This is a genomic window from Enterococcus phoeniculicola ATCC BAA-412 (assembly GCF_000407505.1).
Lineage (GTDB): Bacteria > Bacillota > Bacilli > Lactobacillales > Enterococcaceae > Enterococcus_K > Enterococcus_K phoeniculicola.
This window is the reverse complement of record NZ_ASWE01000004.1, coordinates 262,686-284,965: the sequence shown is the minus strand read 5'-3', so window position 1 is coordinate 284,965 and position 22,280 is coordinate 262,686. Positions and strand designations below refer to the sequence as shown.

22 protein-coding genes are annotated in these 22,280 nt (G+C 33.1%); 3 read left to right on the top strand and 19 right to left on the bottom strand.

The features are described 5' to 3' along the window. Positions 1-487 precede the first annotated feature (487 nt). Positions 488-1,090 (bottom strand): superoxide dismutase, encoded by a 603-nt coding sequence (locus I589_RS15315; RefSeq protein WP_010767211.1) that lies wholly within the window; start codon positions 1,088-1,090, stop codon positions 488-490. Between the two features lie 67 nt (positions 1,091-1,157). Continuing rightward, positions 1,158-1,646: a GtrA family protein gene (locus I589_RS15310; protein WP_010767210.1), complete on the bottom strand. Its 489-nt coding sequence runs from the start codon at positions 1,644-1,646 to the stop codon at positions 1,158-1,160. A 187-nt stretch (positions 1,647-1,833) separates the two neighbouring features. On the opposite strand from I589_RS15310, the gene I589_RS15305 reads away from it, so the two are divergent. Next, positions 1,834-2,652, top strand: a complete 819-nt coding sequence (locus I589_RS15305) for a DUF1189 domain-containing protein (protein ID WP_010767209.1) — start codon at positions 1,834-1,836, stop codon at positions 2,650-2,652. A gap of 184 nt (positions 2,653-2,836) precedes the next feature. After that, positions 2,837-3,787 carry a phosphoglycerate dehydrogenase gene (locus tag I589_RS15300; RefSeq protein WP_010767208.1) on the top strand — a complete coding sequence of 317 codons (951 nt, stop codon included), beginning with the start codon at positions 2,837-2,839 and terminating at the stop codon, positions 3,785-3,787. Between the two features lie 249 nt (positions 3,788-4,036). Here I589_RS15300 and I589_RS15295 read toward each other — a convergent pair whose 3' ends face one another. The 16 genes from I589_RS15295 to map all read right to left on the bottom strand — a co-directional run bounded on the left by I589_RS15295 (position 4,037) and on the right by map (position 20,826). Then, complete coding sequence (locus tag I589_RS15295; protein ID WP_010767207.1) at positions 4,037-4,972, bottom strand: glycosyltransferase family 2 protein; 936 nt, start codon at positions 4,970-4,972, stop codon at positions 4,037-4,039. 126 nt (positions 4,973-5,098) lie between these two features. Continuing rightward, entirely contained in the window at positions 5,099-5,410 is a 312-nt protein-coding gene (locus tag I589_RS15290; protein WP_010767206.1) for a HesB/YadR/YfhF family protein, read from the bottom strand. Positions 5,411-5,425: 15 nt separating this feature from the next. Then, a complete protein-coding gene (locus tag I589_RS15285) occupies positions 5,426-6,091 on the bottom strand; it encodes a potassium channel family protein (RefSeq protein ID WP_010767205.1) in 666 nt (221 codons plus the stop codon). A 206-nt stretch (positions 6,092-6,297) separates the two neighbouring features. Continuing rightward, complete coding sequence (locus I589_RS15280) at positions 6,298-6,930, bottom strand: response regulator transcription factor (RefSeq protein WP_034685500.1); 633 nt, start codon at positions 6,928-6,930, stop codon at positions 6,298-6,300. Further along, positions 6,923-8,002 carry a sensor histidine kinase gene (locus I589_RS15275; RefSeq protein ID WP_010767203.1) on the bottom strand — a complete coding sequence of 360 codons (1,080 nt, stop codon included), beginning with the start codon at positions 8,000-8,002 and terminating at the stop codon, positions 6,923-6,925. The genes I589_RS15280 and I589_RS15275 overlap by 8 nt, the downstream gene beginning before the upstream one ends. Next, a complete protein-coding gene (gene liaF, locus I589_RS15270) occupies positions 7,999-8,733 on the bottom strand; it encodes a cell wall-active antibiotics response protein LiaF (RefSeq protein ID WP_010767202.1) in 735 nt (244 codons plus the stop codon). The genes I589_RS15275 and liaF overlap by 4 nt, the downstream gene beginning before the upstream one ends. Positions 8,734-8,927: 194 nt before the next feature. Further along, positions 8,928-9,407 (bottom strand): transcription elongation factor GreA, encoded by a 480-nt coding sequence (gene greA / locus I589_RS15265; protein ID WP_010767201.1) that lies wholly within the window; start codon positions 9,405-9,407, stop codon positions 8,928-8,930. 124 nt (positions 9,408-9,531) lie between these two features. Next, positions 9,532-10,647 carry an endolytic transglycosylase MltG gene (mltG, locus tag I589_RS15260; protein ID WP_245561643.1) on the bottom strand — a complete coding sequence of 372 codons (1,116 nt, stop codon included), beginning with the start codon at positions 10,645-10,647 and terminating at the stop codon, positions 9,532-9,534. A gap of 340 nt (positions 10,648-10,987) precedes the next feature. Then, a complete protein-coding gene (locus tag I589_RS15255) occupies positions 10,988-12,517 on the bottom strand; it encodes a glycosyltransferase family 39 protein (RefSeq protein WP_010767199.1) in 1,530 nt (509 codons plus the stop codon). 27 nt (positions 12,518-12,544) lie between these two features. After that, positions 12,545-13,543 (bottom strand): XcbB/CpsF family capsular polysaccharide biosynthesis protein, encoded by a 999-nt coding sequence (locus I589_RS15250; protein WP_010767198.1) that lies wholly within the window; start codon positions 13,541-13,543, stop codon positions 12,545-12,547. Positions 13,544-13,547: 4 nt separating this feature from the next. Next, positions 13,548-15,890 carry a CDP-glycerol glycerophosphotransferase family protein gene (locus I589_RS15245; RefSeq protein ID WP_010767197.1) on the bottom strand — a complete coding sequence of 781 codons (2,343 nt, stop codon included), beginning with the start codon at positions 15,888-15,890 and terminating at the stop codon, positions 13,548-13,550. Then, complete coding sequence (locus I589_RS15240) at positions 15,887-16,627, bottom strand: WecB/TagA/CpsF family glycosyltransferase (RefSeq protein ID WP_010767196.1); 741 nt, start codon at positions 16,625-16,627, stop codon at positions 15,887-15,889. The genes I589_RS15245 and I589_RS15240 overlap by 4 nt, the downstream gene beginning before the upstream one ends. After that, entirely contained in the window at positions 16,624-17,781 is a 1,158-nt protein-coding gene (locus I589_RS15235; RefSeq protein WP_010767195.1) for a CDP-glycerol glycerophosphotransferase family protein, read from the bottom strand. Before I589_RS15235 ends, I589_RS15240 begins: the two co-directional genes overlap by 4 nt. A gap of 193 nt (positions 17,782-17,974) precedes the next feature. Then, positions 17,975-19,093 carry a glycosyltransferase family 4 protein gene (locus I589_RS15230; RefSeq protein ID WP_010767194.1) on the bottom strand — a complete coding sequence of 373 codons (1,119 nt, stop codon included), beginning with the start codon at positions 19,091-19,093 and terminating at the stop codon, positions 17,975-17,977. A 23-nt stretch (positions 19,094-19,116) separates the two neighbouring features. Further along, positions 19,117-20,037, bottom strand: coding sequence for a YihY/virulence factor BrkB family protein (locus tag I589_RS15225; protein WP_010767193.1), 921 nt, complete (start codon positions 20,035-20,037; stop codon positions 19,117-19,119). Between the two features lie 24 nt (positions 20,038-20,061). After that, positions 20,062-20,826 (bottom strand): type I methionyl aminopeptidase, encoded by a 765-nt coding sequence (map, locus tag I589_RS15220; RefSeq protein WP_010767192.1) that lies wholly within the window; start codon positions 20,824-20,826, stop codon positions 20,062-20,064. 195 nt (positions 20,827-21,021) lie between these two features. Between map and I589_RS15215 the strand changes: the two genes are divergently transcribed. Further along, complete coding sequence (locus I589_RS15215) at positions 21,022-21,468, top strand: flavodoxin (protein WP_010767191.1); 447 nt, start codon at positions 21,022-21,024, stop codon at positions 21,466-21,468. A gap of 48 nt (positions 21,469-21,516) precedes the next feature. Here the strand turns inward: I589_RS15215 and I589_RS15210 are convergent, their stop codons facing one another. Beyond that, a complete protein-coding gene (locus I589_RS15210; RefSeq protein ID WP_010767190.1) occupies positions 21,517-22,089 on the bottom strand; it encodes a TetR/AcrR family transcriptional regulator in 573 nt (190 codons plus the stop codon). Between the last annotated feature and the right edge of the window lie 191 nt (positions 22,090-22,280).

Here is a 22,280-nt window from a genome sequence, read left to right as displayed (position 1 = left end):
TATATATGCTATATATCAAATTTTCTCTTTTTGAAGGTTTTAGATTAGAAAAATCCAATCTTCACTTATTTTGTTAATCATAATTCTCAAAAGGTTTTAAATCTTCAGGAATAAAGGTCCCAGTTGCGGATATAAATACCAACTATTTCCAATTATAAAGATTTTGTTCTCGCAGACAAATTGATTCTTACCCTACTCTCTTCCTCTAAATTCTGCCGTCAGTCTAATTGTGAAATAGCAAAAAAACTAGAATTAGAAGAGCATTCTTCTGATTCTAGTTTTTCTTCAATTAAGTCTATTGTCCATACTCAACAAAAAGCTATTAAAAGGGGACAACATACTGTTACAGCCCCAAATGCCTTCACTACTGCATCTCAATGACTTGTATTAAAATTCATTAATAAAATTTTTCTAGATGAAGGCGAGACGCTTTAAGAATTGAAGGCTTCGCAAATAGGCTGAACACTTCTAACCCGACTTCAATATGTTATGCTGAAAAATGTTTATTCACTTGATCCCAATTCACTAAATTCCAAAATGCTTCGATGTAATCAGGTCGTACATTTTTATATTTCAAATAATAAGCATGTTCCCAAACATCTAAGCCCAATACAGGTGTTTGTCCATCCATCAATGGAGAATCTTGGTTTGGTGTTGAAGTTATTTCTAATTTTCCATTATTCAAAACTAACCAAGCCCAACCAGAACCAAAACGACCTGTTGCAGCAGTCTTAAACTCTTCTTTTAATTTATCAAAACTTCCAAATGTAGTGTCAATAGCCTCTTTAATTGCTCCTGTTGGTGCACCACCAGCATTAGGTGCTAAAATTTCCCAAAAGAAACTATGATTAGCGTGTCCACCACCATTATTGCGAACGGCTGTACGAATGTCTTCAGGAATAGCTGACATATCTGAAATCAACTCTTCAACTGTTTTTTCGCCTAACTCTGGATATTTCTCAATTGCAGCATTTAAATTGGTTACATAAGTATTGTGGTGTTTGTCATGATGTAAATGCATTGTTTCAACATCAATATAAGGTTCTAATGCATCATAAGCATAAGGTAAATCCGGTAAAGTGTAAGTCATAATAAAATTCCTCCTGTAAAATCATGATAATGTTTCCATTACTAAGATTATCAGAGTCTGTTGGTTTCTACAATTTTTTTGCTTGTGATTCGTCTTTTTTTTCATCATCTGAAACTTCAATGATTTTATCTGTATTTTTAAAAATAAATAGCTTACTAAAGAAGTAGTTTGAAACGATAACTAGGATTTGTGTAACTGCCTTTGCAATATAGTCATTTAAATCCAACCATTTTAGTAAAATAAACATTGAACCCATATCTATTCCAAATGAAAGTAATCTGTAAAAGACAAATTTAAAAAACTCAATTAACAAAGCTATAAAAGAATCCGTTTTAGAATGAAAAACCCATAATTTGTTCGTTACAAATGCAAAAGTCACTGATAAAATCCATGAAATAGTATTTGAAATAATAAAGTCACTTTGAAATAGCTCTCTACAAATAAAATAAACAATAAAATTTACCAGAGTAGTCAGACCACCAAAAAAAACATACAGAAAAATCTCTAAGTAGCCTTTTTTCTCTAATGTATTTATTACACTCTTTACTCTATTCAATACAACATCCCTACTTTCACAACTATCATACAGTAATACATAAAAAAAAACCATGTTCACTTAATTATTTTCATTAAAATTATTGCTTTCTAATAATTTTATGCTTCCCTTGTATTTCTTCAACCACTCCTATAAAATTGATTGTATACTTTTATCAGTCTTTATTTGATATACGAGGGAGATTATTATGAAAACTTGGCAACTATTTTACAACTCTATTTTTAATTTTAAGAAACTTAAGGATGCAAAACAGACACCGTTTTGGAAAACTATTTTATATACAATTTTTCTAAGTGCTATTCTTTCTGTTCCTATCGCTTTTCGGGTACTCAACGTCTTTCAGGACATTCAAAAAGACGGTCAGGCAATTGCTGCTGAAATTCCTGATTTTACAATAGCAGATGGTAAGCTGCAAACATCCTCAGACACAAAAGGCTTCATCTACCAAACGAACTCAATCATCTTTACTTTTGATCCAGAAGGAAAAAGAGATGCGACTGATATCTCGACTGATTTGATTGGTAACTTTCTAAGCGTTGGACTTTTAAAAGATGAGCTCGTTTTGAGCTTACCAAATACTGGTGGAATAACCACTGCGTTATTTGGTAGTGACCAATTTCATATTCCTTATACAAACGAAACGTTAAAAAACTTATCTGGTAAGAATTTACGAACTGTATTAGATAGCTCAGATGTTCCTTGGTGGATTCAACTAGTCGCCTTTTTTGTCGCCTTATACCCTTCTTTTATTAATTTAATTGTTACCTTATTTTTTGCAACAATAGGTGCAAATATTTATGCTAAATTAAAGCTTTATAAAGTTACTTTCTTCGAATCACTAAAAACGATGATTTATTGTGCTACTGTTCCTGCTATTCTTTCAGCGATAATTTTTATTTTCGCACCATCATTTGATAGCAGCTTGCTCATTACACTCGTTTCTTTATTTATTTTCTCTCAAGCAGCTAAAGGATTTCCAAAAAGAGAGCTACCTCCTTTACAATAAGTAAACTATTCTTGAATACTATCAATAAAAAATGTATACACTCAATTGATTAGACGAGTGTATACATTTTTTATTTTCAAATATACTATTTTTGATAAGTATATAGGCTCTTTTAGTGAATTAAGAAACACATTTTTTTGTTTTTTTCTTTTTTTTGGTACACTAGTTATAAGGAGATGATTCTATGTCAAAAAAAATTATTTATTCGACTAGGCCTTTTCGTGATGAATTTATCAGTCAAATCAATCATATTGCACCAGGCTACATGTGGTGTACCGAAATTGCTCCCTCTCAGGTATCTGATGTTGAGATAATGATTGGCTGGGATAAAGAACTAGCAGATGAGTTACTTAGTGAACACGCTAGCTTAAGCTGGGTTCAAGCAATTTCTGCTGGAGTTGACTATTTACCATTAGAAAAATTTTCTGAACGTTCGCTACTTTTATCTAACGCGAGTGGTCTCCATGCTGACTCTATCAGTCAACATGTTCTTGCAACCATTCTTTGTGATTATCGCGGCATTCGAAAAGCAATCTTAAATCAAAAAGTTCAACTATGGAAGGATGATTCAATTACCTATCATTCGTTAGAAAATACAAATATAGTCATTGTAGGAACTGGAAAAATTGGTCAAAGACTCGCTGAGCTATTATACCCTTTTGGTCCAAATATATTTGGAATCAACACATCTGGGCATACAGTCTCTCATTTCAAAAAAGTTTATCCTTTAAACCAATTACTAGACTTCTTGCCATCAATGGATATTGTCATAAATATTCTCCCCCTCACAGATGAAACAACAGGCCTATATAACGCCGAATTCTTTTCAAGTATGAAAAAAGAAGCTTCCTTTATTAATGTGGGACGAGGCCCTTCAGTAAACACTGGGGACTTAATAGATGCTTTGAACAAAAAACAACTACGCTTTGCAGCATTAGATGTCTTTGAAGAAGAACCTTTGCCTAAAAATCATCCTTTATGGTCTATGGAGAATGTCCTAATCACCCCACATTCTTCTGGTATGACACCAAACTTTCAAGAAAAATTCATGAAAATATTTCTTGAGAATCTGAAAAGCTATACAAAAACAAGATTAATTTCTATGAATCAAGTGAATTTAAGAAAAGGATATTAATTAAACGCATCACTAACAATACTTTCGTGCAATTAGATAGTGACTCAAAAAATCAACGCACAATTAAAAAAAACGAAATGTTTAAGATAGAAGGAATTATTTGAAAGCAAAGAAAGTGCCTCTCTATATCTATTTTTGAAAAAATAGATATAGAGAGGCACTTTTCGCTTATTTTTTAACCCTTCAACTCTAGTATAGAAGTTGTTGAAATCAAAATGCAATGAACTCGCACTCCTATTTGAATTAGTCTTATGATGGATTTGTAGTTTCTGTTTCTTTGACGATATAAACGGGTCTTTTTTTGGTTTCCAGAAAGATTTTTCCAATATATTTCCCAATAATTCCAAGACAAAGCAACTGCAATCCTCCAACGAAGAGAACGACAGATATTAAAGATGGCCATCCACTTGTTGGATCACCAAACAATAAAGCTCGTACAATAATAAAGATTAGGGCAATCCCCGAAGCCACGCAAGAAAATGCCCCCACAAATGAGGCAATATTTAATGGTGTATCAGAAAAATTAATAATTCCATCTATAGAATAGTTAAACAGATTCCAAAAAGACCACGATGTAGTTCCCGCAACACGTTCACGATTTTCATACTCAAGGTACTCTGTTTTAAAGCCAACCCAACTGAAAATTCCTTTTGAGAAACGGTTATATTCAGTGAGCTCTAAAACAGCATCTACCATTTGGCGAGTCATTAAGCGAAAATCACGTGCTCCATCCACCATCTCTGTATCACCAATTTTATTGATGAGTTTATAAAACATTTTTGCAAAAAAACTTCTTATAGGGGGTTCTCCTTCACGATTCACTCGTCTCGTCCCGACACAATCCACATCGCTTTTTTGAATTTTTTTCATCATCAAAGGTAATAAATCTGGAGGATCTTGTAAATCTACATCCATAACCGTTATGAGCTCTCCCTTAGCAGCTTTCAATCCAGCATACAATCCAGCTTCTTTCCCAAAATTTCGCGAAAAAGAGATGTAGCGAACTTGCGTAGGATCTTCTTTTGCTAACTTTCGTAAAATCGTTAAAGTTTCATCCGATGAGCCATCATTTACAAAAATATATTCAAAAATCTCATTCATTTGTTGGCGTACTTTTTCTACTTCTTTATAAAAGAGTGAAATTGTCTCCTCTTCGTTATAACAAGGTATGACTATTGATAACATGTACCTCAACTCCAATCATCTCATCAAAAAGTATAGCACATTTTTCATCAAGTATAAAAAAGAAATCTGAAAAGAAAACTCCCTTTTCAGACTTCTTTAAAGTGTCATACAGCAACTATCTCTATCTTACTGCTTTTCATCTTCTTGATTTTTTGTAAATACATACTTGGGTTCTTCCAGTTTTTCATCAAAATCAACAGTTAAATCATACCCTTTAAAAAACCAGTCATCTGTTTCTTCTATATAGTAAGTGATTCCATCGACTTCTTCTTTTAAAAGCGGCTGAACAGGTTGCTCAGCTGACATGCCAATAGAAAAGCCTTCATGCACATCTGTTTTCCCATAAACTTTTCCATAAAAACGGATGCCCATTCCAGGAGCTAAAGAAATCTCTTCTTTAAACCACTCTTGTGCTTTTGGTGTTATTTCTAATTTCATATCGTCTCTTCCCTTCTACATGTTCATCTTTTCATCTAGAACATCTACATCATCTGTCTCGCCAATAACTAATAAATTATCATTTTCTCGAACGAATTCATTAGCATCTGGAGACACAACGACTTCTCCATTTGAACGACGTATGGCTACTACCGTCAAACCAAAGCGTTGTCGAAAATTTAACTCCAATAATGATTTATTGAAGAATTTGGGATTAGCCACACGAATTTCTACTAAAGAAAAATCATCTGACAATTCTAAATAATCCAAGATATTCTTAGAAACCAAGTTATGTGCAATTCGAATACCCATATCTCTTTCCGGATGAACTACTCGATCTGCACCAATTTTTTCTAATACTCTTGCATGATAGGAATTTTGCGCTTTTGCAACAACACTAGGTACACCCATTTCTTTAACCATCAGAGTAACTAGGATACTTGCTTGAATATCTTCACCAATTGCTACAATTACATGATCAAAATTACGAATGCCTAAAGAGCGCAATGTCATTTCATCCTGTGCATTTGCAACAACTGCATGGGTTGCAATATTCATGTATTCATTTACACGATCCTCATTATTATCTATTGCCAATACTTCTTGCCCAGATTCAATCAAAGTACGGCAGATGCTTCCGCCAAAACGACCTAGACCAACAATTGCAAAATTTTGCTTCATAACGCTTCTCCTATTCTCATGTTCAAAATATAGTATAACAAAGGGAAGAAAAATTGACTACAAAAGAGATTTGAAAGAACAAACGAGTTTGCCAGATCTCGTCTATGACCTCCAACATATCCTCTTTCCACCCATTATAAGGGAAATAGTTACACAAAAAAAGATGACACGCTTACTTTTTTATAAGTGCATCATCTCTTGCTAAATTACTTTATAAGTCCATGCTTAAATGCATAGATAGCTGCTTGTGTACGGTCTTCTACCTCAAGCTTTGAAAGGATATTCGAAACGTGTGTCTTCACTGTTTTTAAGGTAATAAATAATTCATCTGCAATCTCTTGATTACTTTTTCCTTGAGAAATCAGCATGAGTATTTCATTTTCACGATTCGTTAGTTCATCATGTAAGATAGGTTCATTTCGGCGACTCATTTTTTCCATCATTTTTGTTGTCACCTCAGGCTCTAAGACCCGTTCACCTCGTTGTGTCGCACGAACAGCATTTGCGATTTCATGCGCTGTTGAGGTTTTCAACAAATAGCCTGCAGCACCAGCCTCAATTGCTGGGTAGACCTTCTCATCATCAATAAAACTTGTAACTATGATGATTTTAGCTTCTGGCCAATCTTTAAGAATTGCTTTTGTTGATTCGATTCCATCCATTTCTTCCATAACTAAATCCATCAGGATAACATCCGGTCTTAATTCTAACGCTTTTTCATAGCCAATTCGACCATTCTCAGCCTCTCCAATTACTTCAATGTCTTCTTGGATAGAAAGATAAGAAGAAACACCCAATCGAACCATCTCATGATCATCCACTAACAACACTTTAATCATCATTTTTTACCTCCTTAAATAAGGGGATTTTTATTTCTACACTTGTACCTTGTCCCTTAAAACTAATAATTTTCACAGTACCACCCATTCCTGTTACTCGCTCTCGTATGTTGGTCAATCCATAACTCCCAGTTTTACTCTGACTCATATCAAATCCAACACCGTCGTCTACAGCCCTCAATAAGACACTTTGATCTACTTGATGAAGATAAACTTCCAGCTCGTCGGCTTTTGCGTGACGAAGCGTATTAGATAATAATTCTTGGACAATTCTGAATAGATGATCCTCCATAGAATTATTTAACGTAACATCTTCTATCTCCCATTTTAACTTAATTTGAATTTTACTTTTTAACTCTATAAGTAGCTGCTCAATTCCTTGCTTCAAGCTTTTTCCTTCTAAACTAATCGGTCTAAGATGTAACAAAAGAGCTCTCATCTCTGATTGAGAAGCATTAATAATATCAGCTACCATTGCTAGTTGCTTTCGAAACATCTCCAAAGTCTCAGCCTTTTGTGCTTGCTCATTCAACGCAGACATTAACATCATTGCCGCAAATAATTGCTGTGAAACCGAATCATGAAGCTCTCTAGCTAAACGGTGCCGCTCCATTTCGAGAATTTCTTCTTTTGTTTCTCCATCCATCATTTGAGGACGACTATTTAGAAACTGAAGTTCTTTAGACATTTCCATCATTTTATCTTTTATTTTTGAAATATCTTTATCCACTTCCTGTATATATAAATCATTATTTGGATGTGGAACCGGCTGCTCTAGCTTCTTACTTTCATAGTCACTATTCGCAAGTAGCCTTAGTTTTTCTTCAATTTTACCATACTGTGCTTTTTGAATGACTGTGATAAGTAGAAATGTAACGAAACTTAACCCCAAAGAAAGTGCAAGAATATGAAAAAGAATCGGTACATGAAAAATTTGTACTTCAAAAAGTTGGGACCACCAGTTTTTTGTTTCACTTGCAAAAAAATACGTAAACAATGTAAATAGAATAACAAAGAACGTACTTAAAAAGGAGTAGGCGACAAGCATTGGGCGAGAAATTTTTCCCATCATATGCGAATCACCTCAACATCTCCTAATAAGGTATTCGTAATAATTTTCAATCGACGAGGATTTTCATCATAATCATTACTGTACATTTTTACCTGTTCATTTTTTAAGGTTTGCTCTTCCCCTTCGAATAAGACACTTCCTAAAAGAGCAGAATGATCTAAACATACTGCTACCCCTAAAGGAACCAGTATTCTTGTACGACCAATCCCTTTTCGAATGATTATCACGCTATCTTCTTTTGGTAAAAGTGTATTCCCCAAATCAACTATTGTATCTCCTGATATTAAATCAATATTAATATCGTCCCATTCATAAGCCTGATTTCCAATTCGTTCATTCCCGAACCAATGGTGTTTTTTTCTCTCGCCACTGTGAGCACCTGATTCTTTGGTGTTCACCATAATCATTTGTTTTTTTCGCCAAAAAGTATTTTTTGTCATATCAATGCCAGACAATTCTACTCCTTTTAAGCCAATAAAAACAACGGCTAAAACGAGCATCATCCACATAGCAGAGCTGCTTAACAGACTAATAAATACAATTAAACCACCTAAAACTAATTGAAAATTATTAAAATGTGTGCGTTGTTTCTTCTTCCTTACCACTAATACTATATTGAAAATACCAAAAAAGAGTAGGATAAGTAGCGCTGGATTACTCATAATTTGCCATAATGCAAGTAGGAATAACAAAGCCTCTCCTACTAAAAACAAGCGCCATGGGTTATTCATAAATCTCCCTCCCTTTCGCATAGTCGTATTTTATTATACACCTTATCTTAACGGGTAATTTTTGAAATTACTATAGGACTTTAGCCCGAAATAGTCCATTAACTCAACCTAAAATAATTCAATTCATAGAAAAACACATTGCAAAAAAGCAATGTGCTCTATAGATTTTAGTCACTCCTCACAAGAAGGAATCCTTAAATCTGTTCAACCTTTGTAATTTTCACATTCATATCTCCACCAGGTGTAGCAATCGTTACTTCATCACCGACTTTTTTTCCAATCAATGCTTGAGCAATCGGTGAATCATTAGAAATTTTACCAGAAAATGGGTCTGCTTCTGCACTTCCAACAATCGTATATTTTTCTTCTTCTTCATCAGGTAGTTCAATAAACGTTACTGTTTTTCCAATTGATACCTCATCAGAAGCAACGCCATTATTATTAATAATTTGGGCAAAACGAATCATATTTTCTAATGTTGTAATTCGACCTTCAACAAAGGCTTGTTCATCTTTTGCAGATTCATATTCTGAGTTTTCAGATAGATCACCAAAGCTTCTGGCAATCTTAATTCGCTCAATAATTTCTCCACGTTTTACTGTCTTTAACTCTTCTAGTTCTTGTTCTAATTTTTCTTTTCCTTCAAGTGTCATCGGAAATACTTTCTCTACCATAATACTGTCTCCTTTTATGTTTCGCAAAATAATCGCAAAAGGTAATCTTTTACGGAATTGTCCAAAAAAGATTACCATGCTTTCATCAAAATGTAAATGCTTTATTTAATTTTCTTTTATTTAATTACTTATTAACGTATTCTTCTACCAATTTTGTATGCTCTTCATATGTTTTTGCAAAATAAACTTTCCCAGTCTCGATATCTGCAACAAAGTAATAATACTCATTTTCAGTAGGATTAAGAACTGCTTGAATGGCTTCCTCACTAGGACTATCAAATGGTCCTGGTCCATATCCTGTATTTAGATACAAATTATAAGGCGAATCTACAGCAGTATCTTCGTAAGTAACCAGTTCTTTATGCTCTCCTAATGCATATAAAATAGAAATATCTGATTGGAGCGGCATATCAATAGCTAAACGATTAAAGAAGACTTGAGCAATATTCTTTCGATCGCCTTCTTTAACTCCTTCTTTCTCAACTAAAGAAGCAATCGTCAACACTTCATGAATAGTCATATTCTTTTGCTGAATTTGTTCTAAATAAGGCAGTAATACATTATTACTCTTATCAACCATTTGTGTCACAATCTCTTCTAATGTCGTTCCTTTGTAATAATCATACGTTGCAGGGTACAAATAGCCTTCAAGTTTATAACGTACACCTTCAGCTTTTTCAGCCCCGGCTAATAGCTCAGGATATTTTGCTTTGAGTTTTTTAAAGAACTCTCCATCCTCCATTAAAGCCAAGAACTGCTTTTCACTATACTCAGTGACCTTAGCCACTTTTGTAGCAATCTGCTGAATATCATAGCCTTCCGGAATTGTTAGTCTGTTATCGGCTACCTCAACAGGCGTAGCTGATCCACCTTGTTCCAGTAAATCGCCTATTTCATCAAGGGTCATGTTGGGAGCCATTTGATAATATCCTGCTTGGAATCCAGTGTAATTTTTAAATTTCGTATAGTAGTTGAAAACTAACCCGCTCTTAATGATTTTATCCTTTTCTAAAATATCTCCAATTTCTTTGTTGGATGAACCACTTGGAATTTCTACCTGTACCAATTTTTCATTTTTAGCATCTAGTGGTTCTAAACTACTTGATACATAGCGGTAGACTGAAAAGCCTAATATTCCCCCCACAATTACTAATACTAAGATGATAATTGAAACGATCTTACCAACAAGCTTGTCTTCTTTCTTTCGCTGTTGACGTCGTTTATTCTTTTTTCCTTTAATGGTTCCCTCTTCTTCAAAATCGTTAGAGAAAGGTTCAGATACATCGGCTGTCTCATTGTTTCTATTGCTTCTAGACCCAACGGATTCTTCAGATTCGGCAGCATGATATAAGCTATCTGGCGTTTCTACTCTATCGCTATATTTAACAGGCTCTTCTTCATTATTGAACGGATCATCAAATGGCTGATCATATGATCCATGCAGAGAATTCAGAATCTTATCTTTAAAAGACTCTTCTTCTGGATGTTGTTTTCGCTCATCAGTCAAAACAACTCCTCCTTACTTTCATGTTTATAACTTTAACTATTATACATGAAACTTGAATAAAGGGGAATATAAATTAAGTTTTTGAATGTCGTTTTACTCTTTTTCCCCCTCTTACCAAATTTTTAAAAGTGACAAACCCGTTAGTTGCACTGATAATAAATAGCGGGATAAAACAATATATATATCGCGCGTTGCATTCCCAAATAAGTTGAAATAAAAATAATCCAAAAATCGATATATTTATAAAATCTATCTTTTCATTTCTTTTTTTGAACAAAAGAGCACCTAAAAAAACAAAGAACCATAGTATAAATATACCTACTTGAAAATAGACATGAAATTTATAATTATATTTCGTATCTCTATGATATATTTGTTGGATAAATCCGTTTACTAATCCTTCACGTGAGCCATAGTAATCTGTCATTAATCCACCATCAGCCCATGTCCTAGTTACTTTATTTACAAATAAGAAGCGTACCAATCCTAATGGCCCAAATTCAGAAATTCTATCTTTTATTTTCTCAATTTCCTTCTCCTTCTTATTTTCATATCCATTTATTGAAAGACTGTATTTATAATCATCGTGAGCAAATCGTCCATCATTTTGAGTGTTCAACCCCATCATAACCCAGTGAGCTATCGGAAACTCATTTTCAGTTTTCAATTTATCAGTTACAGGAATTATTGAGGTAAATAATGCTGAAGTGATAACCAGACTGGTCAACAGTGTTACAATTAATATTGTAACTTTTTTTATTTTTTCTTGAAATTTTATTTTCCCTAAAACTAAGTCAATAATTATTCCTACTGCAATAATTAATACAAATGCTTTAATTCTGTAACCTAATCCTATAGAAATCCCAATTAAAATAAGAAAAAACAAACTAGATAAAGATGTTTTTGTTTCTTTTAACTTTACGTACAAAAACATTGTCAACGATACAAAAAATATACCAACAGTATCAGTGTAAAATATCTCTGAATATAATAAAATGGGAGTTGCAGTATAAGTGATGATAGTTGAAAATAAAGCAACTTTTGAATTCCATATTTTTTTTGAGCTAAGGTAAATAAACAAAATACTCATATTAATTAGTAAACTATTTATTACAATAAGAATTTTATACATTGCATATATATCTAAATTAGGCGCTATTAAGAATAGAAATTTATATATCCCTGTAGCAATCAAGAGTATAAAATTATTATTAGGATATCTAGCAAAATAAGAAATATCTACATAATTACCAGTTTTAGCAATATTAAATGCATTCTGTTGAACTATACCGAAATCCCATAAAAATTCTACTCTGGTCTCCAAACCAATATAAATTGTGATTATTGTAGAAATAAGAAAGAGAATACTTATTAGCAAGAATTCATTTTTCCTGGTTCCATCAATTATTACTTTAGAAAAATTCGTTTTTTTTATAAAAACGATTGCGATGGCTATCATTATTAGTGATAACCAAAATGCTGATTGATAGTGAGTAATGTTCGTTTTAATGTTTAATAATATTATCCATAAAAATGTTATGGATAATATACTGTAAAACAAAGCAAACAGTATGCCACGTATCTTATTAGTATCTCTATCCATCAATTTCTCCTCTTCCAGTACTTTCGTTTATTTTAAATCAGAAAATAGCAGTTCGTTAATCAACATAGACTGTATTGGCTCACTCTTACTTGATAGCTCTGAAATATTACAAATATTTTGATTAGGATAATTAATAATTGTGTCACCAAATTCTTCATTAACCATGTACCTTTTTCCAAGATACTCATTAACAATAATATAGTGCTTCCCTTTTGAAGTCTTCTCTCTAATTACATCAAGTTTACTCTCCAGATCAACTTTTGTCTCAGCAGGAAGTTCCACGTCTCTTTCGTAATTTTCTTTAGCTAGGTTATTACAAATCGGTGCAACTACAACAGAATGAAAATCCCCTAATTTAGCATGATAGTATGCACCTGTTCCACCTTTACCTTCACCTACACAAATTACACGATTATAGTCAATATTAAATTCACTTCTAACATTTGAAATAATCATCTGAATATTTTCTTCATAATTAATAAAGTTATCAGTATCCATATAATAACTTCCAAAGGTGAGATTATTATCAAATATTCTTACTACATAAGTATTTTCTATAAGTGTATTTTGAATATACGTATAGTATGGTTGGAACATTCTTTTTGCTACTCTACTACTAATGTATGCTTCACGTTCTGGAAAAGAAGAGAATATTACGATTAAGCTACGTGGTATTTCATTAGTATCTTTGTCATTAATTGGCTTCTCAATTGTAAATATTGTTTCATTTTCAATAAATAAATCTTCTCGTTCCCAAATCTCTTTTAAGTATTTTCTTTTAGTAAAATACGAAATTTTTTTGTAATGTAAATAAAAAATATAGTCAGAATCAATCATTTTTTGATAAATACTTTCAATGCGTTCATCAGCTTCCATTAGCTGCAAAATATTAAGTGTACTATCCAAATCAATACCTATTTTTTTTTCATTGAATGTTTCCGGAAGATTTTCTAGATTATAGATTTTTGCGCGATTAAATATTTTTTCAACTACTCTATTTCTATTGTTTTTTATCACTTGTGCCATTTGCTTACTCCCAACTTACTTTTTTTGATAGTATATTAATGATCTCATTTGTTGACTCTACGGAATCATCTGTCATAAGATTTTTGGTAATCAGTTCGGTTGAAAATTCATCATATGGGCGAATAATCTCTTCAGCAAGCTTCTTTTCTGAATAATTTGCGCCACTAATTCCTATTAAATTTTCTAAGTCAAAATACCATCCAATCTTTGATGCATATGCTTCAGCATCTTCTTGAAAAATAATTATTTTTCTATTTAAATGAGCAAAGTCAAACATTGCTGAAGAATAATCCGTAATTAATAAACTTGAGATTAAATACAATTCTTGTATATCTACAAGTTCATTATAAAAACAATGAATTCTTGAACTTAACTGTGCGTACTGTTTTCGTAGATGTGATTCATGTGGATGTAATTTAACAATCAATTCATAACTTTTTGGTAATAAGTTAATTAATTTAATCAGATCCAATGTAGAAATATTGTCTCTGGAATCTTTTCTCCATGTTGGACAATAAAGTACATATTTCTTTTCTTTTTCTTTTTTATTAAAGTATTTAAAATGTACTCTTTGTATCTCCTCTACATTATCTTTATTTAGCAACAAGTAAGTATTACGAGGGACTCCAGTTTCAAGAATTTCTAAATCTTCATTTTTCGAAAGTGAAAATGCACTTTGGATATATTTAGTATTTTTTTCAGATGAGCTGAGTAAATAGCTCCATTTTAACATTCTTGGTATAAATGCTTCTGTTTCTTCTTCTCTCTGTTTTTCATCCTCAAGATCTGAAACCATTTTTTTTAATGGGAATCCATGCCATGTTTCTACAAAAATTTGTTGTTCATTCTTCCCAACTTTGTCTAAAGAGTTTCCATTTAAAATGACACATCTACTTTGTTTAAAACGAGTAGTATATAGCCTACTCCCTGTTCTCAAAGGAATGCATCCAAAGCTGTAGATTTCCATATCGACCAACTGATTTATAGAACTAACAAATATATTTAAATTAGGATATTTATTTTTCAAAGCTAAAGCTAAATACTTAGGATCACCGGAAAAGTTCTTTCCATGAAATGATTCAACAAATACAAAATCATCTCGTAAATTCATCTCTGATAGAACACTTTCTGAACCATTTTTTTTATTGTAATAAGACCGCATAATTTTTTGTATTTTTGTATTTTTTAAAATTTTTCTAATTCCCTTTGTACGTTTCAATTTCCCATAAAATTTAGTTGAAAGACTACTTTCAATTCGACCATGTAATTTGTATATCTCTTGAACAAGCTCTCTATCGTCATCTTGTCCTACATAGTTTGAAGAATATGGAGAATTAACAACTTTCATCAAATAATTTTTACCATAATCTTCAACAACACTATATTTTTTTGCTCTCTGTACATCTCGCAAATATTCATCATTTGTACGAACTTTACTAATATAATCCAAAATATATTTTGCATCTCTTTCTATATCTTTGGTTAACCATCCAATTGTTTCATAATCTCCATAAATTTCTGGCAATACGTTATCATCACCTTCATACATCAATACACGTCGCCCTTCAGCAAAAGCCTCCATGATAGAGTATCCAAATGTTTCAAATCTCGCTGTTGATAAGTAGATATAATCCGATGGCAAATCATAATTAATTCTTACATAGTTTTGAATATTATAATAACGAATTAAATTTCTATACAATGTAGCTCCAGGCCCAGCCCCTTTAATATAGAGTTTAAATTGATAGATTTTCAAGGTATTGACTAGGTAATGTATCAATTGAATAGCATAACTTATATCTTTTTGTTCTTCGTCAAATCGAGAATAGATAACCAGATTATTTGAAGCAACTACCTCATTATCAATTTTCTGCTGATACTTGATGTGCTCAATACTTACAGGATATTGTACAACATTTTCTTTTCCTATAATTTTTTTAAAACTTTCTTTAATGCTCTCTGTTGCCACCCTAAATACATCAATTGAGTCTTGATAAAACGTCTCCTCAAATTTTAAGCGTTCTAGAGGTGCATGTACTTCTCCAATAACCTTACTCTTTGGAAAATTTGACTTTATTGCTTTAGAGAGTAAGAACAAAGACTCTCTAGTTAAAATATATACATCTTGTTCTACAATAGAAAAGATTTCATTTAGTGGAGAAAAAATAATTTTTGTACTCATTTCTTCACGAGTAATTAAATCTGTTACATCTTCATTCGTAAAATCTGTAATATTAAAAACTGTCAACTCGGCACCGGCTCTTGTCAATTCTTTAACTAAATTAATATTACTTCGACTTGTGCCACCGACACCGAATATATTGTATCCAACAATTGCTATTTTCATTTTTCACACTCTTTCTTTCTCATTTTCCACAATAAACTTTTCCAAACGAACACCGGCAACTGAAAGATGCGTCCGATTCGTTTTGGATTACTTACTGAACGATAGAGCCATTCTAAATGGTAATCAATATAAAATTGAGGGGCACGTTTTACATGACCACTAAAGACGTCAAAACTCCCCCCAACATCTTGAAAAATAGACACGTTAAGTTTGTCTACATTTCTTGCTAACCACTGCTCTTGCCTTGGAAATCCCAAACCAACGAATAAAAAATCAGGTTGTTGATCGTTTATTTGATCAACAAGCTCTTCTTCCGTAAGCTTCGTATATCCATCAACTGCACCCTTAATGTGTAAATCTGGATATTGATTTTGAATGTTCTTTACCGCATCTTTAATTACTTCCGGCTTTGCTCCATAAAAAAAGACGCTTCTTTTATGTTCATTTGCATAAGCTAAAAATTTTGTCATTAATTCTATTCCAGCTACGCGTGTTTTAATAGGCCCCTTTGTTAACTTAGAAACCATCACAATCCCAATTCCATCTGGTATGCGATGCGTACTTTCTTTTATAAAGGAGACAATTTCAGGATACTTTCTTGCTTCTGTTACAATTTGAGGATTGACGCTGATTGCTGTCATTTTTTTATCAGTTTCTAAATACTCGGGAATATCCTTTACTATCTCTTCATAAGTTAGTGCATCTATAGGAACGCCCATCATTGTATCTTGTTTCATACCTTCTCCTCAATTCGTTGTATTAATCGACGTGTCGCCTTCCCGTCATTATATTGATTCCATAAATGATTAAAGGCACTGAAATCTTTAGTCTCCTCTTGTTTGATTTCCTCAATCAATTGTTCTTGTGTATAAACAATTGCCCCCGGTGCCCATTGATTAAAATCATCTTGTATTCCTACTTCTTTTTGATAGTCATCTAGGTCATAACAAAAGAAAATAATTTTTCCTTTTTCTTTCACCAATGTATATTCAAAAGGGACGGATGAATAGTCTGTTACCAAACAGTCCACAAATGGTAAAAATTCTTGTAGAGTAAATCCTCGTAAATCAGAAAAGACATTTTTTAATGAATCAAATTTAGCAATTAGTTCTTTATCATGTGGATGAGCTTTTACAAAAAAGACCCAATCCTCTCCTAATTCTCTCAATATTTGTTCAAAGTCTAAAGGATTTTCAGTCATAGTTTCTCGATAAGTGGGCGTATAAAATAAAATACGTTTATTTTTGAGGTCAGAGAAGATTTCAGAAAATCGCTCATTTTGTAAATTTCGCCAATCATCTTTTAATAATCGATCTGAAGGTAAATAGCCTATCGGTAACATCTGTTCAGCGATCGCCTGATAGCTGGATTCAAATACCTTACCCATCTTATCTGAACCTACCGCATAATGCGTATAAGCCTGGTAAACTTGCTGATAGCGATGAATATCTGATTTAGAACGAACTTTTGCATAATTGGCTTCTATCCCAAACTTTTTAATTGCACCATCTGCATGCCAAAGTTGGATTACTTCTGTTTCAGAAAAAAAAGAAATAGCTCCTAAAAAAGCAAAATAATTATCACACAAAACAGTTTTAGCGCCTTTTACCAAAGGAATCACTTTGTTGATAAGCACATTAAATTGATCAATTGAATAGACTTCTACCCCTTTTTCATGAAAAAAATATGCGTTCTTTTTTGCATTTTCTGTATAACAAATAACTAAACGGCTACCAAACTTTGCATATAAGTCTTCTAAGATAGGTTGACTTGTACTTGGGAAGCTTAATAAATAAACAATTTTATTATGCATAGTCTTAACATGTCTTGCTTTCGTTCTTACAAGAAACAGGTAACTGGATTTTATTAACGAAAGAAGTCCTTCCTTCATAGCTCACACTCCAATGTAAAATCACTCTTCATTTTACAGTAAATTCGTAAAAAAGAAAATGCTTCTACTACTTTTCTCCCCTTTTCTTCTTATAATTTAAGAGCATTGAATCAATTTATCTCCTAACATTTTTCTTTTGTAATAAAAAAAGAGGTGAGCGTAATCTTCTCAACCTCAATTCATTCATAATCATTTATTTTCTTTTGTTTCTTTCCAGCACTTCCTGACGATATTTTCGATTACCGATAAATTTCAGGGTTCGCATTAATGGTTGTCTATTTTCACCAACTAGTCCAATCAATTCAATAAATAATTCTAATCCAATAGCACTACTAATAATTAAAAGAATGGTTGCCCAAGTACTTGCGTAGTTCATCAGTAATGCAATAAATGAAAATACCAAGGCTAACGCATAAATTGTAAGTACCGCTCCTCTGTGAGTAAAACCTAGCGACAATAACCGGTGGTGCAAATGCATTTTATCGGCAGACGAAATTGGCTGCTTATTAAATTTTCTACGAATCATCGCATATACCGTATCTGTTATAGGTACACCTAAAATAAACATAGGGGTAAGCATCGTAATAAATGTCGCATTTTTCAGCCCTTGTAAGGATAACACAGAAATCATGAATCCAAGAAATAACGCCCCTGTATCTCCCAAATAAATCGTTGCCGGATAGAAGTTGTAAGGGAAAAAACCTGCGATTGCCGCTACTAATGCAAAAATCATCATGGCCACATAGGCACCTGTATTTGGTAAAAAGAAATAACCAATAATTCCAATGGTTACCAGAGCAATCATCGATACTCCTGATGCAAGTCCATCCAGCCCATCAATCAGATTCACTGAATTTGTGATTGCCAATATCCATAATATAGTCATCGGCAGACCCAACCATCCTAATTCAATATGTCCAAGAAACGGTAATGTAAAGGATTTAATTTGAATACCAGCAAAGAAATAAATCTCTAACGCAGCCAGTAATAATCCAAGCATTTTTTGATATGGCTTCAGTTCCCAAATATCATCAATCAATCCTGTAACAACAACTATTAGTGCCCCTAAAATCATAGGCATCATTGTGGCAAATGCAAACGTATCTCTAAATAAATACAAAACAGAAAAACTGAAGGAGATAAAAATGCTTAACCCACCCGCTGTTGGCATAATTTTTGTATTAATCCTTCTCGCACCCGGTTTATCTGCCGCTCCAATTTTAAACGCCAGCAGCTTGATAAAAGGCGTTAGTACCAAAGAAATAATCATGGTAATAAATAACCTTACTATAAATTTAAATGCAAAATCCATCGTCATGCTCTCTTTCTGATAAACTATCTTTTCAATTTAAAAATAGCTTTAAATTTTTTTATTCCTTGGCTAATCAAACTTTGACGAGCTTCAATTTCCGTGCCACTCAGATATTCCTGAACAACTGCATTAATAATTCCACCTAGAATAATAATGGTTGCAGAAAAGTTCAACCATAGCATCAATACAATGAAGCTTCCAATAATTTGATATCCACTAACTTTTGAAGCAAAATAATTGGCATAAATACCAAACACTTGTGCCAACAGCATCCAACCGATAGTAGCAAAAACAGCACCTGGAATCACCGAGCGAATTGTTACTTTCGCGTTTGGGACAATCAGAAAGATTAGCATCATAATGAAAAATAAGGCTAATGAAACGACGGGCCATTTTAATGTTTGAAATGTATCTATGATATGTGTTGGAAATTCAAAGATAGGTTGTAATGAGCTTAAAATCATTTGCCCCAAACCAAATATTACCACAACTCCAACAATCGCAACCATAAATAAAACAATGACTCCAAGTGACAACAATCGAACTAAGATGAAATTTTTTCTTGGCTCTACTCCATACGCTTTGTTCATTGCCGTTTGTAAAGCATTAATACTTTTACTGGCAGACCACAATGCAGCAATTGCTGACACAGACAATAGTCCTCCCGAACTTTGCGTTAATAAATCTTGTATAGCCGGGCCTAAAAAATCATAGATTTGACTAGGCATCACTTCTTTAACGTAGGGTAAAACTGTATTTGGATCTATTTTAAGGTAAGGCAAAATATTTCCTACTGCAATGAGTAACGGAAAGATGGATAATAGTAAATAGTATGCAACAACAACAGATGTTACACCCATTTCAGAATCAAGGATTCTCTTTTGAGTCGTTTCAATAAAGCGAAGTAATTTTTTATTTTCTTTTACCTTATCTATTATCCCCATACTGATTTCTCCTTATTTCGAAATTTAGTAGGTTCCTTCCTCGCCTTGAGAAGTCAAAATCCTTGGTCCCTCTTTTGTAATCGCCAACGTATGCTCAAATTGACAGCTAAGACCTCCATCTTGTGTGTAAGCTGTCCAGCCATTTGGATCCATCTTCATTTTCCAAGTACCAGTATTCACCATGGGCTCAATGGTAATCACCATACCTTCTTTTAAACGCAGCCCTTTTCCAGCTTCTCCATAATGTGGAATAGCTGGACTTTCATGAATCGTAGGACCAATTCCATGACCCACAAAATCACGTACCACAGAAAGATTTTCTCCTTCAACGTATGTTTGAATTGCATGACCAATATCACCAATTCGATTTCCCTCTTGTGCTTGTTCGATACCGATGTACAGAGCTTTCTTTGTAACCTCCATCAAGTGATCAATTTCAGGTGTACTTTTTCCAACGACATATGCCCAACAAGAATCAGACATCGCCCCTTTATAGTCTACACACATATCAACTTTAATCAAATCGCCATCTTTCAACACTTTTTTGCGCGGAAACCCATGGCATATTTCATCATTGATACTAATACATGTCGCATATTCATAACCTTCAAAACCAATTTGAGCAGCAATCGCATGATGGTCTTCAATATATTTTTTTACAAAAAGCTCAATATCCCAGCTTGTTATTCCCGGTTTAATAAATGAACGTAAACTTTTATGAACGCCCGCCAAAATTTCGCCAGATTCACTCATCATTTCAATTTCACGTACAGATTTTAATGTAATCATTCTCTCGTCTCCTTTTTCGAATCCTATCTATTTTACCATAATATTTAGTCTCTAGACAAATGAGGAATTTGTAATATTTAATCCGCGGTTTTCTTTCTGAAATGCTTTTGTTATAATCATCATAGAGTACAGCATTTTTGCTGAACCCCAAGAAATAATGTAACTTATTTAAATGGACCCATTAGGAGGAATTTCATGACTTTAGCAAAAATTGTTTATGCCAGTATGACAGGAAATACTGAAGAAATCGCCGATATTGTAGCAGAAGCGTTTGAAAATATGGATTTAGAAGTTGAAATTGATGAATGTACCCAAGTTGATGCAGAAGATTTCACAGACGCAGATATTTGCGTGGTCGCTACCTATACTTATGGTGACGGTGAATTACCCGATGAAATTGTTGATTTTTATGAAGATCTTCAAGAAGTTGATTTATCAGGAAAAATCTTTGGTGTCTGTGGCTCTGGCGACACATTTTATGATGAGTTTTGTAAATCAGTAGACGATTTTGAAGCAGTTTTTTCAAAAATCGGTGCTGTTAAAGGGGCCGAATCTGTAAAGGTTGATTTAGCAGCTGAAGAAGACGACATTCAGAATTTAGAAGCTTTTGCAAAATCATTAGTAGAAAAAGCGCAAGCATAGAGACCAGAAAAGAGGCAAGGGATAGTTCCCCGGCCTCTTTTTTCGTTTTTAAAAATTTACTTCTACTAAATTATCATCACTTAAAATATGATCAATCGTATTTTGAATCAATTGTTCAATCTCTTCATCTGTCAAATGAATAAGACCAGACGTCATCAGTGAAGCCACGCCCGTAGCAACAATCCATGTACCAGTGTGCAGTGAAATAAGTTCAGCTTCAGACAAATGATCAAAGGAGCTATCTTTTTTTACCATACTTAAAAAGCAATCATAGGAAAATTTTTGCATTTCTTCTCCCGCACCTGTGTATTCCAAATACAAAGCTCGGTACAAACCACTTTCATTTACAGCAAAATGAATATAGTTTAAAGCCAAATCAATTAACGGCTTTCCTGTACGAACAACTGGAAATATATCTACTGATAAATAATGATGAATTTGTCGATACAGCTCTTGCTTTAGATCGTCCATATTTTTAAATTCTAAATAAATCGGTTGAGTCGAGCACTTCATCTTATTTGCAATATTACGAGCTGTAAAACGAGAAAAACCTTCTGTAGCAACTACGTCATGAGCAGCTTTTAAAATCTGTTCTCTGGTTATGGTTTTTTTTCTTGCCATAATTTTTTAATCTCCTTATGCAATGTCAACAACGCTTTCAACAAGTTTATACGGTTATTGTAACACGTTTTCTCTTTAGAAAAAACATGTTTTTTTTACGCCTTCATTTTCTCTAGTTAAAAATCAATAGTGATTACTTTAATTTTAATAATTCTCATAGTTAGTTGTCAAATTCTAATTATTTTATTTGT